Raw genomic sequence first — 14,977 nt, 5'->3', positions numbered from 1 at the left:
TCCCCGTTACTGCTGCGGGGTCGCTGGCGCGACCGGCGTCACGGGCGCCACCGACATGGCCGGCAACACCGGCTTGATGGCGGCAAGACGACGCATGATCTGCTGCACCATGTCGTTGCGCATGTCACGGTACAACTGCGTTTCTTCCGTCTCCATGGCCAGCAACTGCGCTTCATTGAACGTAATCGGACGCACCAGGCTGATGGTCGTCGGCGCCAGCAACTGGTTACCCGCCTTGTCCAGCACACGGAAATTGATCGAATAGCCGAGTTGATACTCTTGTACGCGGCCATTCTTGTTCAGGGACAGGATGGTCTTGGTACGACTCTTCTCCGGATCGCTGAGGACTTCAAGAACGGCATCAGCGCCATCCTTGAGGTTAACCACTTCCGTACTGCCGACGGCGCGGATATAGCGTTTCAGGTCAATCGCCAGCGGCGACGAATCGGGCAAGCCGATATACATCGTCGCGAACGGCAGCATGAAACTGCCATTCGAGCCACGCAGGTGAAAGCCGCAGGCCGACAACAACATGGTCAGGGTGATGGCCAGCATGGCGCGCCAGGCGCGCCCGCCAAACAGCGATACGGAAGAGGAAGTCGTCATAGTTACACCACGATGCTGATTAACTTGCCCGGCACGACGATGATTTTCTTCGGCGTGGTTTCGACATATTTCTGCACACTTTCGCACGCCAGTGCGGCCGCTTCGATGCTGGCCTTGTCCGCATCCTTGGCCACCGTGATCGAGCCGCGCAGCTTGCCGTTCACCTGGATCATCATCTCGATCTCGGACTGCTCCAGCGCTTGCGGGTCAACCTGCGGCCATGCGGCGTTGAGCAGGTCGCCATGCACGCCGGCATAGCCCAGTTCCTGCCACAGCACGTGCGTGATGTGCGGCGCGACGGGATTGAGCAGGCGCAGGAAGATGGAGAAGCCTTCGGCGATCAGCGCCTTCGACTGCGCGCTATCGTCCAGCTTGGCCGATTCCAGCGTATTGAGCATCTTCATGCAGGCCGACACCACGGTGTTGTACTGGATGCGCTTCAAGTCGTAATCGGCTTGCTGCAGCAGCTTGTGCAATTCGCGGCGCAGGTTTTTCTGTGCGTCGCCCGTGGCCGGTGCGGCAGCGCCAGCCAGTGCGGCCTGGATCGTCGCCGACTGGGCATAGCCGAAGTTCCACACGCGGCGCAGGAAGCGGTTCGCGCCTTCGACGCCGCTGCCCGACCATTCCAGGGTCTGTTCCGGCGGCGAGGCGAACATGGTGAACAGGCGGGCCGTGTCGGCGCCGTACTGCTCGATCTGCGCTTGCGGGTCGATGCCGTTGTTCTTCGACTTCGACATTTTTTCCGTGCCGCCGATTTCCACCGGCTGGCCGTCGGCCACCAGGATGGCGGACTGCGGACGGCCCTTGTCGTCGAGCGACAGGCGCACGTCGTCCGGGTTGAACCAGGTGGTCTTGCCCGCCGCGTCCTTGCGGAAATACGTTTCGTTGAGCACCATGCCCTGCGTCAGCAGGTTCACAAAAGGCTCGTCGAACTTGACCAGGCCGAAGTCGCGCATGATCTTGGTCCAGAAGCGCGCGTACAGCAAGTGCATGACGGCGTGTTCGATGCCGCCGATGTACTGGTCCATCGGCATCCAGTAATCATTGCGCGCGTCGACCATCGCGTCGTTCGAGCCTGGCGAGGTATAGCGCATGTAGTACCACGACGAATCGACGAAGGTATCCATGGTATCCGTCTCGCGGCGGGCAGGCTTGCCGCACTGCGGGCAGTCGCACTGCAGGAAGGCTTCATATTTGTTCAGCGGATTGCCCGTGCCGTCCGGCACGCAGTCTTCCGGCAGCACCACCGGCAAGTCTTTTTCCGGCACCGGCACCACGCCGCACTCAAGGCAATGGATCATCGGGATCGGCGTGCCCCAGTAGCGCTGGCGCGAAATGCCCCAGTCGCGCAGACGGAACGTGGTTTTCTTCTCGCCCAGGCCCAGCTCCGCCAGGTCGGCGGCCACCGCATCGACGGCGGACGCGAAATGCAGGCCGTCGTATTTGCCGGAGGCGACGCAGACGCCGTCCTTGCTGCCATACGACTCCTGCCAGGCGTCCGTCGAAAATTCCTGGCCCTTGACTTCGATCACTTGCTTGATCGGCAGATTGTATTTCTTGGCAAAGCCGAAATCGCGTTCGTCGTGCGCCGGCACGCCCATCACGGCGCCGTCGCCGTAGGTGATCAGCACGTAGTTGCCGACCCACACTTCCACTTGCGCGCCCGTCAGCGGATGGGTGACGAACAGGCCGGTCGGCATGCCCTTCTTCTCCATCGTCGCCATGTCCGCCTCGATCACGGAACCGAGCTTGCATTCGGCGTTGAACGCGGCCAGAGCAGGATTGGTTTGCGCGGCGTGGATGGCCAGCGGGTGTTCGGCGGCCACGGCGCAGAAGGTCACGCCCATGACGGTGTCCGGACGGGTGGTAAACACGTACAGCTTGCCGTCGCCGATCAGGGCGCCGTTCGCGTCCTTGATCTCATGCGGGAAGGCGAAGCGCACGCCCGTCGACTTGCCGATCCAGTTGGTCTGCATGATGCGCACGCGCTCGGGCCAGCCCGGCAGCTTGTCGTCCACATAGGCCAGCAGCTCTTCCGCATAATCGGTGATGCGCGCGTAGTACATGGGGATTTCGCGCTTTTCGATCAGCGCGCCCGAGCGCCAGCCTTTGCCATCGACCACTTGTTCGTTGGCCAGCACGGTCTGGTCGATCGGGTCCCAGTTCACGGTACCGGTCTTCTTGTAGATGATGCCTTTTTCCAGCATCTTGAGGAACATCCACTGGTTCCATTTGTAGTATTCAGGCTTGCAGGCCGTCATCTCGCGCGACCAGTCGATGGCCAGGCCCATCGATTCCATCTGCTGCTTCATGTGGGCGATGTTCGAATACGTCCATTGCGCGGGCGGCACGTTGTTGGCCATGGCCGCGTTTTCCGCCGGCATGCCGAACGCATCCCAGCCCATCGGCATGAGCACGTTGTAGCCGTTCATGCGCAGGTAGCGGTACATCACGTCATTGATCGTATAGTTGCGTACGTGACCCATGTGCAGCTTGCCCGAAGGGTAAGGTAGCATCGAGCAGGCAAAATACTTGCCTTTAGGGAAACGCGGGTCGTGTTCGACGGCTTTATAGGCGTCGATCGCCTTCCAGTGCGATTGGGCGGCTTGTTCGACGTCGGCGGGACTATATTTATCTTGCATGATGTGCGGCCAATAGTGGATATGAACCGAGCATTATACTGGTTGTCGCCGCCCGATAGCGCGGCGCGCTGGCGGCCCGGGCCGGCATATTTTTGCCGGTGTCCAATTATGCTGTGTAATATATGTGCAATCTTGTTCTTTGCATCAAAGCCGGCCATGATCGTCTACCAGGAATATGTCCCCATCCCCGCCCTGCGGCCCTGGCTGGACTGCGTCTGGACCTGCCGCGTGCAGACAGGCGCCACGCCCTTGACGCACCAGGTCTTGCCCGACAATTGCATCGATATTTTGTGCCAGGACCAGCAGGATGCCAGCTTTGCCGTCGGCATGATGACAGCGCCGATTGCCGTCGTCAGCCGGGGCCTCGTGCAGACCGTGGCGGCCCGCTTCAAGCCGGGCGCGGCGGCACGTTTCTTCCAGTTGCCCCTGTGCGAACTCAATGACGGGCGTGTTGATCTGCAACAACTTTGGGGCCGCGACCTGGCGGCGCGCCTCGGTGACGCGCTGTGGAGCGAGCCCTTGTCCAACGCGCAAAGAATTTCTATTTTGCAAGATTATCTGCTGCTGCGCCTGCGCCAAGGACCGCCGCTGCGCCCGGCCGGCGTCGCCGAACACGCGATTGCCGCCATCGAAGGCGCGCAGGGCATGCTGCGCGTGGATGGCCTGGCGCAGCAGCTGGGCGTATCGCGCCAGCACCTGGCGCTGCAATTCCGGCGCCAAGTCGGCATCAGCCCGAAGCTGTTTGCCCGCATCTGCCGTTTCCGCGCCGCCAGCGCTGGCTTGAAAAACCTGCCGCAGCAGCCGGACTGGGCGCAAGTGGCCTTGCAATACGGCTATTTCGACCAGTCGCACCTGATCCACGACTTCCAGGATTTCGCCCGCAGTTCGCCCGAGGCGTGGCTGACGGGCCGGCACGGCTAGGACGACCTTCCATTTTTCCAATCGCGCGGCGTGCGCCGGTGGCATGATGGCGTCATGCATTTCAACCAACAGGAGCAGAACATGATCAAGGGTTTACGCACCGTCACCTATCCCGTCCCCGACCTGGACCAGGCCAAAGCCTGGTACAGCCAGGTGTTCGGCACGGCGCCGTATTTCGACCAGCCGTTCTATGTCGGTTTTGCCATCGGCGGCTTCGAACTGGGCCTGCTGCCGGGCGGCGAAGCTGGCACGCAGGGCAGCGTGACATACTGGGGCGTGGACGGCATCGAAGCGGAAGTCGAGCGCATCGTTGCGCTGGGCGGCACCCTGCACCACCCGATCACGGACGTGGGCGACGGCATCCGCACGGTGGAATTGCTCGATCCGTTCGGCAACCAGATCGGCCTGATCGACAATCCCCACTTCGATACGGCCAAGGTACGTTAAGTTGCATTAAGCGGCGGCCTCGCCCTGCAGCCACAGCCGGAACTGCTGCAAGGCCAGCTTTTCATGCGCCGCCTCGGGCGTGATCAAATAATATGCGCGCTGGCCGCGCAGTGGGCGCTCGCACACAATCCGCAGCTCGCCGCGGGCCAGTTCCGCTTCGACCAGCATACGGGGCAGCAAGACCACGCCCTGTCCCTGCACGGCCGCCATGGCCAGCATGGAAAACAGTTCATAGCGCGCGCCGTAGCGCGCCCCTTCTCCTTCGACCTGCATGGCGTCAAACCACTGGCGCCAGGCGCCCGGGCGCGTACTTTGTTGCAACAACGTTAATTCCAGCAAATCCTGCGGCTGCCAGGCGCTGCGCGCGGCCAGTAGGCGCGGACTGGCGACGGGCACGATTTCTTCATGCATGAGCAAGGTGGCCCGCGTGCCGGGCCAGCGCGCCAGCTGCTCGGGCGTGCCTGCGTACAGGGCGCCATCGTATTCCGTATCGGCAAACATGAACGGTTTCGTGTAGGCATCGATATGCACGACGATGTCCGAGTGCAAGCCCGCCAGCGACGACAGGCGCGGCATCAGCCAGCGCGTGGCAAACGTGGGCACGGACGCGAGCTGCAAGGCGCCGCCCCCGCCCTGGCGCGCCATGGTGTCGAGCGTGTCGCGCTCCAGGCCGTCGAGGCGCGCCGCAATCTGGCGCGCATACGCGGCGCCGGCGCTGGTCAGCAGCACGCCATGGCGCGTGCGCTGGAACAATTGCACGCCAAGAAAGCTTTCCAGGGAAGATATCTGCCGCGAGACGGCGCTTTGCGTCAGCGACAGTTCGCGCGCCGCATGCGTATAGCTCTGGTGGCGCGCGGCCGCCTCGAAGCAATTCAAGGCTTGTAGCATGGGAATTTTTCTGGACATGGCGGAGCGATGACAGGGAAGAAGTCACCAGTATGCCGCAAGATATGCGCCACACGCATGTCTGGGTGCGAAAAAATCGTTTGCGCAAGGCTAGGCAAGAACCTACCATGAGCCATATTCAATCTTGCGCCGATCACCGGCGCTCACCTGCGAGGCCTGTGATGAGCAAAACCGTATTCGACTGGAATTCCCCCCTGCTGCTGGAAGAACAACTGACGGGCGACGAACGCGCCGTGCTGGAAGCGGCCCGCGACTATTGCCAGGGCAGCCTGGTGCCGCGCGTGCTCGAATCGTTCCGCCATGGCCGCACGGACGCCGCCATCTTCCGCGAAATGGGAGAGCTGGGCTTGCTGGGCACGACCATTCCCGAAGCATACGGCGGCGCCGGCCTGAACTATGTCTGCTACGGCCTGGCCGCGCGCGAAGTCGAGCGCGTCGATTCCGGCTACCGCTCGATGATGAGCGTGCAATCGTCGCTGGTGATGGTGCCGATCAATGCCTTCGCCAACGAAGAAACCAAACAGAAATACCTGCCGAAACTGGCGACTGGCGAATTCATCGGCTGCTTCGGCCTGACGGAACCGAACCACGGCTCCGACCCTGGCAGCATGGTCACGCGCGCGCGCAAGGTCCCGGGCGGCTACAGTATCTCCGGCGCCAAGATGTGGATCACCAACAGCCCGATCGCCGACGTCTTCGTCGTCTGGGCCAAGGACGATGAAGGCGCGATCCGCGGTTTTGTGCTGGAAAAAGGCTGGAAAGGCCTGTCGGCGCCGGAAATCCACGGCAAGGTCGGCTTGCGCACCAGCATCACCGGCGAAATCGTCATGGATGAAGTATTTTGCCCGGAAGAAAACGCCTTCCCCGACGTGCGCGGCCTGAAAGGTCCGTTCACCTGCCTGAACAGCGCCCGCTACGGTATCGCCTGGGGCGCGCTGGGCGCGGCCGAAGACTGCTACCTGAAGGCGCGCCAATACACGATGGACCGCCAGCAATTCGGCCGCCCGCTGGCTGCAAACCAGCTGGTGCAAAAGAAACTGGCGGACATGTTGACGGAAATCACCATGGGCTTGCAAGGCTGCTTGCGCCTGGGCCGCATGAAGGATGAGGGTTCGCCCGCCGTGGAAATCACCTCGATCATGAAACGCAACAGCTGCGGCAAGGCCCTCGACATCGCCCGCATGGCGCGCGACATGATGGGTGGCAACGGCATTTCCGACGAGTTCGGCGTCATCCGCCACCTGGTCAACCTGGAAGTGGTCAACACCTATGAAGGCACGCACGATGTGCACGCGCTGATCATCGGCCGCGCCATCACCGGCATCGCCGCCTTCAGCAACTGATGGACGCCTTGGCTTCCACCCTGCGGCCCGCGCCGTTGACCGGCTTGCGCGTGCTGGACCTGTCGCGCGTGCTGGCCGGTCCGTGGGCCGGACAATTGCTGGCCGACCTCGGTGCCGACGTCGTCAAGGTCGAGCAGCCGGGCCGCGGCGACGACACGCGCTCCTGGGGTCCGCCGTATCTGAAGGATGAGGACGGCCGCGACACGGCCGAAGCCGCCTATTTCCAGTGCGCCAACCGCAACAAGCGCTCCCTGTGCATCGACCTGGCCGCGCCCGAAGGCCAGGCGCTGGTGCGCCGGCTGGCGGCCGAAGCAGATGTCTTGCTGGAAAACTTCAAGCTGGATGGCTTGAAGCAATATGGCCTGGACTCTGCCAGCTTGCTGGCGCTTAACCCGCGCCTCGTCTACTGCTCCATCACGGGCTTTGGCCAGGACGGGCCGTACGCGGCGCGCGCCGGCTACGACTTCCTGATCCAGGGCATGGGGGGCTTGATGAGCATCACCGGCGTGCCCGACGGCCAGCCGGGCGCCGGGCCGCAAAAAGTGGGCGTGGCGCAGACGGACATCATGACGGGCCTGTACGCCACCATCGCCGTGCAGGCGGCCCTCAGCGAGCGCGAGCGCTCGGGCCTGGGCCAGCACATCGACCTGGCCCTGCTCGACGTGCAAGTTGCGGCCCTGGGCAACCAGGCCGCCAACTACCTGTGCGGCGGCAAAGTGCCCCAGCGCATGGGCAATGCGCATCCGAACATTGTTCCATATCAAGACTTCCCCACGGCCGATGGCGACATGATTCTGGCCATCGGCAACGATGGACAGTTCTCGCGCTTTTGCGCCGTCGCCGGCCACCCGGAATGGGCGCAGGACGAACGCTTCGCCACCAACCCGCAGCGCGTGGCGCACCGGGCGATCTTGATCCCCTTGATGCGCCAGACCACGGTCATGCGCACGACGGCCGAATGGATTGCGGCCTTCGAGGCGCAAGCCGTGCCGTGCGGCCCCGTCAACCGCATCGACCAGGTCTTTGCCGACCCGCAAGTGGTGGCGCGGGGCTTGAAAGTGGAGATGCCGCATCCGACGGCGGGGACTGTTGCGCTGGTGGCCAATCCCGTGCGCCTGTCCGGCTCGCCGGTGCAGTACCGCTTGCCGCCGCCATTGCTGGGGCAGCATACGCAGGAAGTGCTGCAGCAGTGGCTGGGGTTGGAGAGTGGGGAGATTGACGGTTTGCGCGAACGCAAGGTCGTCTAAAGAAAAACGCCGGCCAGTTGCAAAACTGTCCGGCGTTTTTTTATGTCTGCAACCTTATTTCAGCACCAGCTTCAACGCCGGTTTTTCGCCGTAATCGTCATAGCGTTCATTGATGCCGGCGATACAGAACGTGATTTCTTCCAGTAGATCAGGCACTTGCGCCTTCATCGCGTCAGCGTCCTGCACGACGATTTCCAGCACTTCGTTCGGTTTCAAACGGAATTGCGTCATGTTTTCATCATCGCGCAGGTAGCTGAGGCAATCGACCCAGGCATCCATGCTGTTGCCGTAGAACTCGGGGAAACCGAAGGCTTGCACGCATTGCGCGTGAAAGCTCGCTGCGTCGGTGATGTCTTTTCCATTCAGGATGGCAGTGGCCATGGTCTTCCTCAGTTCTTCAGCGACAGCACGTCCTGCATGTCGAACAGGCCCGTCGGCTTGTCGGCCAGGAAACGCGCGGCACGCAGGGCGCCGTGGGCGTAGGTGACGCGGCTGCTCGACTTGTGGCTGATCTCGATGCGTTCGCCGATGCCGGCAAACAACACCGTATGGTCGCCGACGATATCGCCGCCGCGGATGGTGGCAAAGCCGATGGTCGACGGATCGCGTTCGCCCGTCACGCCTTCGCGGCCGTACACGGCGCATTCCTTCAGGTCGCGGCCCAGGGCGCCGGCCACCACTTCACCCATTTGCAGGGCCGTGCCCGATGGCGCATCGACCTTGTAGCGGTGATGCGCTTCGATGATTTCGATGTCGTAGCCTTCGGACAGGCTTTTCGCGGCCAGTTCCAGCAGTTTCATGGTGACATTCACGCCCACGCTCATGTTCGGCGCGAACATGATGGCCGTCTTTTCGGCGGCGGCGGCAATGGCAGCCTTGCCTGCGTCATCGAAACCGGTGGTGCCGATGATCATCTTGATGCCGTGCTCGGCGCAATACGCCAGGTGCTGCAAAGTGCCTTCGGGGCGCGTGAAGTCGATCAGGTAATCGGCGCCGGCCAGGCCGGTGGCCAGGTCGGACTCGATCAGCACGCCGGCAGGCTTGCCGAGGAAGGCAGCGGCATCCTGGCCGACGGACGGCGAACCGACACGGTCGAGGGCGCCGGCCAGCACGGCGTCGGGCGCGTTGCTGACCGCTTCGATCAGGATATGGCCCATGCGGCCGCTGGCGCCAGCGATGGCAATTTTGAGTTCAGTCATTTTATTCTCTTACAGCAACTTATTTGGTGGAAGTGTCGGTAGCGTCCGACTTGTTGCGTCGCACGGGGATAGCCGGCGCGGCATCGTCGGGCCCCGGCACGGCGCTCGGCGCCACGGGCGACGGGACGACGGCGGCCGGCACATTGGCCTTGGCCACCTTGGCAAACGGCGATGGGCCGGCGATGCGGTCGATGTATTCTTTCTCTGTCGGCAAGTTGCCGCCTTCGAAACGCGCAACCTTGCCTTCCTTGTCAAAGTACACGACCACGCGGCTGCTGGTGGTTTCGCCATTGCCCCGGGCCAGGCGGAATGGATAGTCCCAGCGGTCGGCGTGGAAGATATCGGTCAGCAGCGAAGTGCCGAGGACGAAACGTACCTGATCACGCGTCATGCCCACTTTCAATTGGGCCAGCATTTCTTCGGAGACAAAGTTGCCTTGCTGAATGTCAGGACGGTAGGGCGAGAAAAACCACATGAATTTCTGCAGTTGCGTCACCGTGGTGGTCTGCGCACCTTTTTCCGGAACGACCTCCTGGCCTTCTTTCTGGGAGATGGCCGGCTTTTCGCCAAGGATGCCACGGCTGGCACAGCCAGACGCCATCAGCGCGACACAGACCATGCCTGCCACGACTGGGGCTCGAAAGGAAAGACGGTGCCAGAGAGATGGCAATACAGCCGGGGTTACGCGCATAAATGACCTCAATTGGATGAACAAAACGCCAGGAGTGACCGGCCCGCCAAAAAATGCATATTTTGGCACTCCCCGACAAAACGCTATATGATAAAGCACCTGACCCACATACGAGCAACAAACATGAGTAACAATCCTAGTGATCTCAAGGCAAGCGGCCTGAAAGCGACCCTGCCACGGCTGAAGATACTCGATATCTTCCAGAGTAGCCCGGTACGCCACCTGACAGCGGAAGACGTCTACAAAATTCTGTTGGCCGACAATATGGATGTCGGTTTGGCAACTGTCTACCGTGTCCTGACGCAATTCGAACAGGCAGGCTTGCTTAACCGCAACCATTTTGAAACCGGCAAGGCGATTTTCGAGCTCAACGAAGGCTCCCACCACGACCATCTGGTGTGCCTCGATTGTGGCCGGGTCGAAGAATTCTTCGACGAAGACATCGAAATCCGCCAGCAAAAGGTGGCTGAAGAGCGCGGCTTCAAGATCGCCGAACACGCACTGGCCATCTACGGCAACTGCATCAAGACAGCCTGCCCGCACAAAACCGCCTGATACCCGCCGGTCGTTTCCACAAGGAAACGGCCGGTCTGACGTTCAATGATGGCTCAATGCGTTGGACAGCAATTTTGCCGTGATATCGACAATCGGAATGACCCGCTCGTAGGCCATGCGGGTCGGGCCGATCACTCCCAGCGTTCCCACAATCTTGCCGTTGACTTCATACGGCGCCGTCACCACGCTCATCTCATCCATCGGCACCAGGTTCGACTCGCCGCCGATGAAAATCTGCACGCCCGTCGCCTTGCTCGACACGTCGAGCAGCTGCATCAGGCCCGTCTTTTGCTCGAACATGTCGAACATCTGGCGCAGCGAATGCATGTTCGATGACAGGTCGCTCACGCTGAGCAAGTTGCGCTCGCCGGAAATCACCATGTCGTCGCTATGGTCAGCCATCGCTTCGCTGCCCGCTTCCACGGCCGCCTGCATCAGGCTGCCCATATCGTCGCGCAGCTGGCGCAGTTCGCCCTGCAGACGCACGCGCACGGCGTCGAATGACAGGCCGCCGTAATTCTGGTTGATGTAGTTGGCTGACTGCACCAGCTGCGCGGGCGTATAGTCGGCCTCCGTCAACAATAAGCGGTTCTGCACGTCGCCGCCCGGGGCGACGATGACGAGCAGGATGCGTTTTTCCGACAGGCGCAGGAATTCGATTTGCTGGAACACGGATTCACGGCGCGGGCTGAGCACGACGCCGGCAAACTGCGACAGCGACGACAGCATCTGCGCCGCATTGGCGATGGTGCGTTGCGGCGTCTGCAGGCGCAGCGGCGATTCCACCAGCTGCTCGTCCAGGTGCTTGACGGTCAGCAAGGTGTCGACAAAGATGCGGTAGCCGCGCGGCGTGGGAATGCGACCGGCCGAGGTATGCGGACTGGCCACATACCCGAGCTCTTCCAGGTCAGCCATGATGTTGCGGATGGTGGCCGGCGACAGGTCGAGGCCGGAAATCTTCGACAAGGCGCGCGAACCGACCGGCAGGCCGTCGGCAATATAGCGCTCGACCAGGGCTTTCAGCAGTGTTTGGGCACGTGTATCGAGTTGCATGGTGTGTAGTTAAGCAAGGTGCTGTGACGCAAACGGCAACGAAGGCGGCCAAACGTGCGTCAACAGCGTCTATTATGCACGTTCGCCCGGCCAGCGGCGATCAATCTTCCAGTTGCCTCTGCAGCCACAGCAGCAATTCATCAAAGTTCGCGCAGATGGCGTCGGGCCGCACGCCGGCCGCCAGGTGCGCGTCGCTGCCCTTGCGGTTCATCCAGACGGCGCGCATGCCCGCCCCTTGCGCTCCCGTCACGTCAAAATACAGGTCATCGCCCACGTACACGGCCTCGTGCGGCGCCACGCCCAGCGCGGCACAGCCGGCCAGGAAGATACTGGCGTCGGGCTTGGCCACGCCGAAATCGCTGGCGGCAATCGATACCTTGAAATGCTGCGCCAGGCCGATAATTTCAAGGTCCGCGTTGCCATTCGAGATAGAGCCGACCAGCATGCGCTGGCGCAGCCAGGCCAGGCCGGGCAAGACATCGTCGTAGGGCTGGACACGGTTGCGCGCGGCCAAAAAGTGCACGATGGCGCCATCGACCAGGGCGGGATCCTCGCCGGCCGCCTCGAAGGCCGACAGCAGGCCCGCACGGCGCAACTCGATCAGGTTGCCATGAAAATGCGGTTGCTCGTTGAGCATGGTCAAACGATGCTGGCGCAACATCTCGCTGGAAAACTGCTGCGCCACCTTGGGCGCATGCGTGGCCAGCCAGTCGTGCAGCAGGATTTCGGCGGCGGCGATCACGGGCGCGATGGGCCACAGCGTATCGTCGAGATCAAACAGGATGGCCTTGGGCGGCGCGACAGCTTTTACAGGGGCAAGAGACATGGAACTCACTATGGATGCCGCGCCACGATGCGCAGCCTGCCTCTATTGTCGCACCGATCGCCGCCGCCAGCACGGCTGCGCCCTTCGTGAAATGGGGCCGGGCCAGCGCTTTCCGGCGAAAAATTGTTACAGGGTGATACAAGGCAAGATCATCCCGCTTGCCAGATAGACTAAAATAGGCGCCATTCCAATGCGGCGCCAGCGTCCGTGTTGCGCTACCCCACCTAATTCGTTTTGGAGAATGTATGAAAAATTTGTACCTGCGCTCGATGCTGGCGGCGGCTTGCGCCGTCACACTGGCAGCTTGCGGCGGCAGCGGCGGCAATCTGTACCTCGGCGGCCAAGTCTACGGCCTGGCAAAGACTGGCCTGATTCTGCAGAATGGCTCGGAAGAATTGCCGGTAGCGAGCGGCTCGTCCTCTTTCTATTTCACCAAACTGATCAATACCGATGACCGGTATGACATCAAGATCAAGCAGCAGCCGGCTGGCGCCGTTTGCACCATCACGAATGGCAGCGGCAAGGCATCGAGTTACTCCGTGACAACGGCCGTGGTCAGCTGCATCACCAACACTTATGTGTTGAGCGGCAGCATCACGGGGCTGACCGCTGACGGCTTGCACCTGGTAATGGGTTCCACGGGCACCAGCCCACTGGCTGGCGCCACCTCCTACGAATTCAAAGCCGTTGCTGACGGCGACCCATACAGTATTTCCATCGGGGCTCAACCAAAGGGCCAGACGTGCCGCTTCCAGGGTTCCACGAGCAGCGATACCGTCGGCACGATGGGCTCTGCCGCCACGACTGCGGCCACACTTGACTGCACGCCGCAGTAATCCTTGCGATCCGTCACCTATTTTTGGAGAAATACATGAAGTTATCCTGCTTGCGCCCACTCGCCGCGCTGCTGCTGACCCTGGGACTGGCCGCTTGCGGCGGCAAGGCCTCGTATGATGTCAGCGGCACCATCAGTGGCTTGAACAATGAGGGCCTGATCCTGGCCAATGGCGGCGAATCCCTGCCCATCGCGGCCGGCAAGACATCGTTCACCTTTGCCAAGCGCATCGACTACGGCACCGAGTACAACATCACCTTCAAGCAACAACCGGCCCATATGACTTGCAACATCGTCGGTGGTTCGGGCTCGGCGGGTCATTATGTCAATATCAGCGCCGCTGTTTCTTGCTCGCAAAACGTCTACACGGTAGGCGGCACGATTTCCGGCCTGACCGTGGACGGTTTGGTGCTGATCAATGGCAATACACAAACAACGGTGGCCAAGGATGCCACGGCCTTTACCATGGCCGGTCCTGTCGCCGATGGCGCCACCTATAACGTCAGCGTCTTCACCCAGCCGAAAGATCTGCTGTGCGTCGTACAGCCGGGCACTGGCGTTGGCACCATGGGCAGCGCCAACATCACCACCGTGCAGATCGCCTGCAATCCGGCCTGAGTAAGGGAACGGTAGCCGCTGCGCGGCTACCGGGAAGAGATATCATGGAAATCTATAGTTGATATTCCAAAGATAAATTGGAGTTATATGTGGCGATGCAGCATAATGCATCTGTCTCCTCCAACTCTTCCAAGAATTGGATTTAGCCCGCTTTCACCAGCGGGCTTTTTTTTGTCCAGAATTCCTCAAGCGGACTTGTTCAAGCCCGGCTGCAGCATCTGCACGATGCTGGAGAAATCCTGCTGCGCATAACCGGCTTGCGCATGCATCTGGTACAGCTGGCGCACCAGGCCGCCCAGGGGCGTGGGCGCGTTCGCCGACAGGGCCGACTGCTGCGCCAGGCCCAGGTCCTTCAGCATCAGCGCCGTGCCGAAGCCGCCCGTGTAGTTGCGCGAAGCGGGCGTGCCGTCCATGACGCCGGGCCACGGGTTGTACACTTCCAGGGTCCAATTGCGGCCCGAACTCTTGGCCATGATGTCGGACAAGACCTTCGGGTCCAAGCCATGCGCCACGCCCAGGTTCAGCGCCTCGGCCGTCCCCGCCATCAGTATGCCCAGCAGCATGTTATTGCAAATCTTCGCCACCTGGCCCGCGCCCGCCTCGCCCGCATGGAAGATGTTCTTGCCCATCTTTTCCAGCAAAGGCCGGGCCTGCTGCAAGGCCGCCTCGCTGCCGCCGACGATGAAGGTCAGGGTCCCGGCCGCCGCGCCCGCCGTGCCGCCCGAGACGGGGGCATCGATCATGGCAAAGCCGCGCTCGCTGGCCGCCTGCGCCACCTGGCGCGCCACATCGGCGGCGATGGTGCTGCAATCGATGAACAGGGCGCCGGGCTTGGCCGAGTCCAGCACGCCGCCGGCCGCCAGGTACAGTTCCTGCACGTGCTTGTTGGCTGGCAACATGGTGATGACGGCGTCGGCCGTCTGCACGGCCGCGCTGGCGGACGCAGCCGCCGTGGCGCCCGCCTCGACCAAGGACGCCACTGCCGCCGGCGCCAGGTCGAACACGGACACGTGGAAGCCGGCGGCGACCAGGTTGCGGGCCATCGGCGCGCCCATGTTGCCCAAGCCGATAAAAGCGATATGTTGCAT

Annotated in this window: 16 protein-coding genes; 7 read left to right on the top strand and 9 right to left on the bottom strand. The window is 62.0% G+C overall.

The window, feature by feature from the left end; genetic code table 11:
• Positions 1-6 precede the first annotated feature (6 nt).
• Both lptE and leuS read right to left on the bottom strand, forming a co-directional pair.
• Positions 7-606 carry an LPS-assembly lipoprotein LptE gene (gene lptE / locus BXA07_RS03745; RefSeq protein WP_076565760.1) on the bottom strand — a complete coding sequence of 200 codons (600 nt, stop codon included), beginning with the start codon at positions 604-606 and terminating at the stop codon, positions 7-9.
• Between the two features lie 2 nt (positions 607-608).
• Positions 609-3,248: a leucine--tRNA ligase gene (gene leuS / locus BXA07_RS03740; RefSeq protein WP_076565758.1), complete on the bottom strand. Its 2,640-nt coding sequence runs from the start codon at positions 3,246-3,248 to the stop codon at positions 609-611.
• 132 nt (positions 3,249-3,380) lie between these two features.
• Here leuS and BXA07_RS03735 point away from each other — a divergent pair, with 132 nt between their 5' ends.
• Both BXA07_RS03735 and BXA07_RS03730 read left to right on the top strand, forming a co-directional pair.
• The gene (locus BXA07_RS03735) at positions 3,381-4,169 is read left to right on the top strand and encodes a DUF6597 domain-containing transcriptional factor (RefSeq protein WP_244556176.1); all 789 of its coding nucleotides are present in this window, start codon (positions 3,381-3,383) and stop codon (positions 4,167-4,169) included.
• Positions 4,170-4,223: 54 nt separating this feature from the next.
• Entirely contained in the window at positions 4,224-4,616 is a 393-nt protein-coding gene (locus tag BXA07_RS03730) for a VOC family protein (RefSeq protein ID WP_244556175.1), read from the top strand.
• Between the two features lie 6 nt (positions 4,617-4,622).
• On the opposite strand, the gene BXA07_RS03725 is transcribed toward BXA07_RS03730, so the two are convergent.
• Complete coding sequence (locus tag BXA07_RS03725) at positions 4,623-5,522, bottom strand: LysR substrate-binding domain-containing protein (protein WP_076565756.1); 900 nt, start codon at positions 5,520-5,522, stop codon at positions 4,623-4,625.
• Positions 5,523-5,683: 161 nt separating this feature from the next.
• Between BXA07_RS03725 and BXA07_RS03720 the strand changes: the two genes are divergently transcribed.
• Both BXA07_RS03720 and BXA07_RS03715 read left to right on the top strand, forming a co-directional pair.
• The gene (locus BXA07_RS03720) at positions 5,684-6,865 is read left to right on the top strand and encodes an acyl-CoA dehydrogenase (RefSeq protein WP_076565754.1); all 1,182 of its coding nucleotides are present in this window, start codon (positions 5,684-5,686) and stop codon (positions 6,863-6,865) included.
• Complete coding sequence (locus BXA07_RS03715) at positions 6,865-8,112, top strand: CaiB/BaiF CoA transferase family protein (RefSeq protein WP_076565752.1); 1,248 nt, start codon at positions 6,865-6,867, stop codon at positions 8,110-8,112. The genes BXA07_RS03720 and BXA07_RS03715 overlap by 1 nt, the downstream gene beginning before the upstream one ends.
• A 54-nt stretch (positions 8,113-8,166) precedes the next feature.
• Here BXA07_RS03715 and BXA07_RS03710 read toward each other — a convergent pair whose 3' ends face one another.
• From BXA07_RS03710 to BXA07_RS03700, 3 genes are read right to left on the bottom strand one after another with little or no spacing between them, the layout of a single operon-like run.
• Positions 8,167-8,493 carry a barstar family protein gene (locus BXA07_RS03710; RefSeq protein ID WP_076565750.1) on the bottom strand — a complete coding sequence of 109 codons (327 nt, stop codon included), beginning with the start codon at positions 8,491-8,493 and terminating at the stop codon, positions 8,167-8,169.
• 8 nt (positions 8,494-8,501) lie between these two features.
• The gene (dapB, locus tag BXA07_RS03705; protein ID WP_076565748.1) at positions 8,502-9,311 is read right to left on the bottom strand and encodes a 4-hydroxy-tetrahydrodipicolinate reductase; all 810 of its coding nucleotides are present in this window, start codon (positions 9,309-9,311) and stop codon (positions 8,502-8,504) included.
• Positions 9,312-9,330: 19 nt separating this feature from the next.
• Positions 9,331-10,002 carry an outer membrane protein assembly factor BamE gene (locus tag BXA07_RS03700; RefSeq protein ID WP_076565746.1) on the bottom strand — a complete coding sequence of 224 codons (672 nt, stop codon included), beginning with the start codon at positions 10,000-10,002 and terminating at the stop codon, positions 9,331-9,333.
• 123 nt (positions 10,003-10,125) lie between these two features.
• Between BXA07_RS03700 and fur the strand changes: the two genes are divergently transcribed.
• Positions 10,126-10,557 carry a ferric iron uptake transcriptional regulator gene (gene fur, locus BXA07_RS03695; RefSeq protein ID WP_071075246.1) on the top strand — a complete coding sequence of 144 codons (432 nt, stop codon included), beginning with the start codon at positions 10,126-10,128 and terminating at the stop codon, positions 10,555-10,557.
• Between the two features lie 42 nt (positions 10,558-10,599).
• On the opposite strand, the gene hrcA is transcribed toward fur, so the two are convergent.
• Together hrcA and BXA07_RS03685 are read right to left on the bottom strand one after the other, a co-directional pair.
• Positions 10,600-11,610, bottom strand: a complete 1,011-nt coding sequence (gene hrcA / locus BXA07_RS03690; protein WP_076565744.1) for a heat-inducible transcriptional repressor HrcA — start codon at positions 11,608-11,610, stop codon at positions 10,600-10,602.
• Between the two features lie 100 nt (positions 11,611-11,710).
• On the bottom strand, positions 11,711-12,436 hold the full coding sequence (locus tag BXA07_RS03685) for an HAD family hydrolase (protein ID WP_076565741.1): 726 nt from the start codon (positions 12,434-12,436) through the stop codon (positions 11,711-11,713).
• 245 nt (positions 12,437-12,681) lie between these two features.
• On the opposite strand from BXA07_RS03685, the gene BXA07_RS03680 reads away from it, so the two are divergent.
• Positions 12,682-13,272: a hypothetical protein gene (locus tag BXA07_RS03680; protein ID WP_076565739.1), complete on the top strand. Its 591-nt coding sequence runs from the start codon at positions 12,682-12,684 to the stop codon at positions 13,270-13,272.
• Positions 13,273-13,307: 35 nt separating this feature from the next.
• Positions 13,308-13,889, top strand: a complete 582-nt coding sequence (locus BXA07_RS03675; protein ID WP_076565737.1) for a hypothetical protein — start codon at positions 13,308-13,310, stop codon at positions 13,887-13,889.
• A 185-nt stretch (positions 13,890-14,074) separates the two neighbouring features.
• Here the strand turns inward: BXA07_RS03675 and mmsB are convergent, their stop codons facing one another.
• Entirely contained in the window at positions 14,075-14,977 is a 903-nt protein-coding gene (gene mmsB, locus BXA07_RS03670) for a 3-hydroxyisobutyrate dehydrogenase (RefSeq protein ID WP_076565735.1), read from the bottom strand.

Origin of the sequence: Janthinobacterium sp. TND4EL3 (assembly GCF_900156175.1) — a bacterium.
Taxonomy (GTDB): domain Bacteria; phylum Pseudomonadota; class Gammaproteobacteria; order Burkholderiales; family Burkholderiaceae_D; genus Janthinobacterium.
The sequence above is the reverse complement of the archived record's forward strand: the minus strand, read 5'-3'. Positions and strand labels throughout refer to the sequence as shown.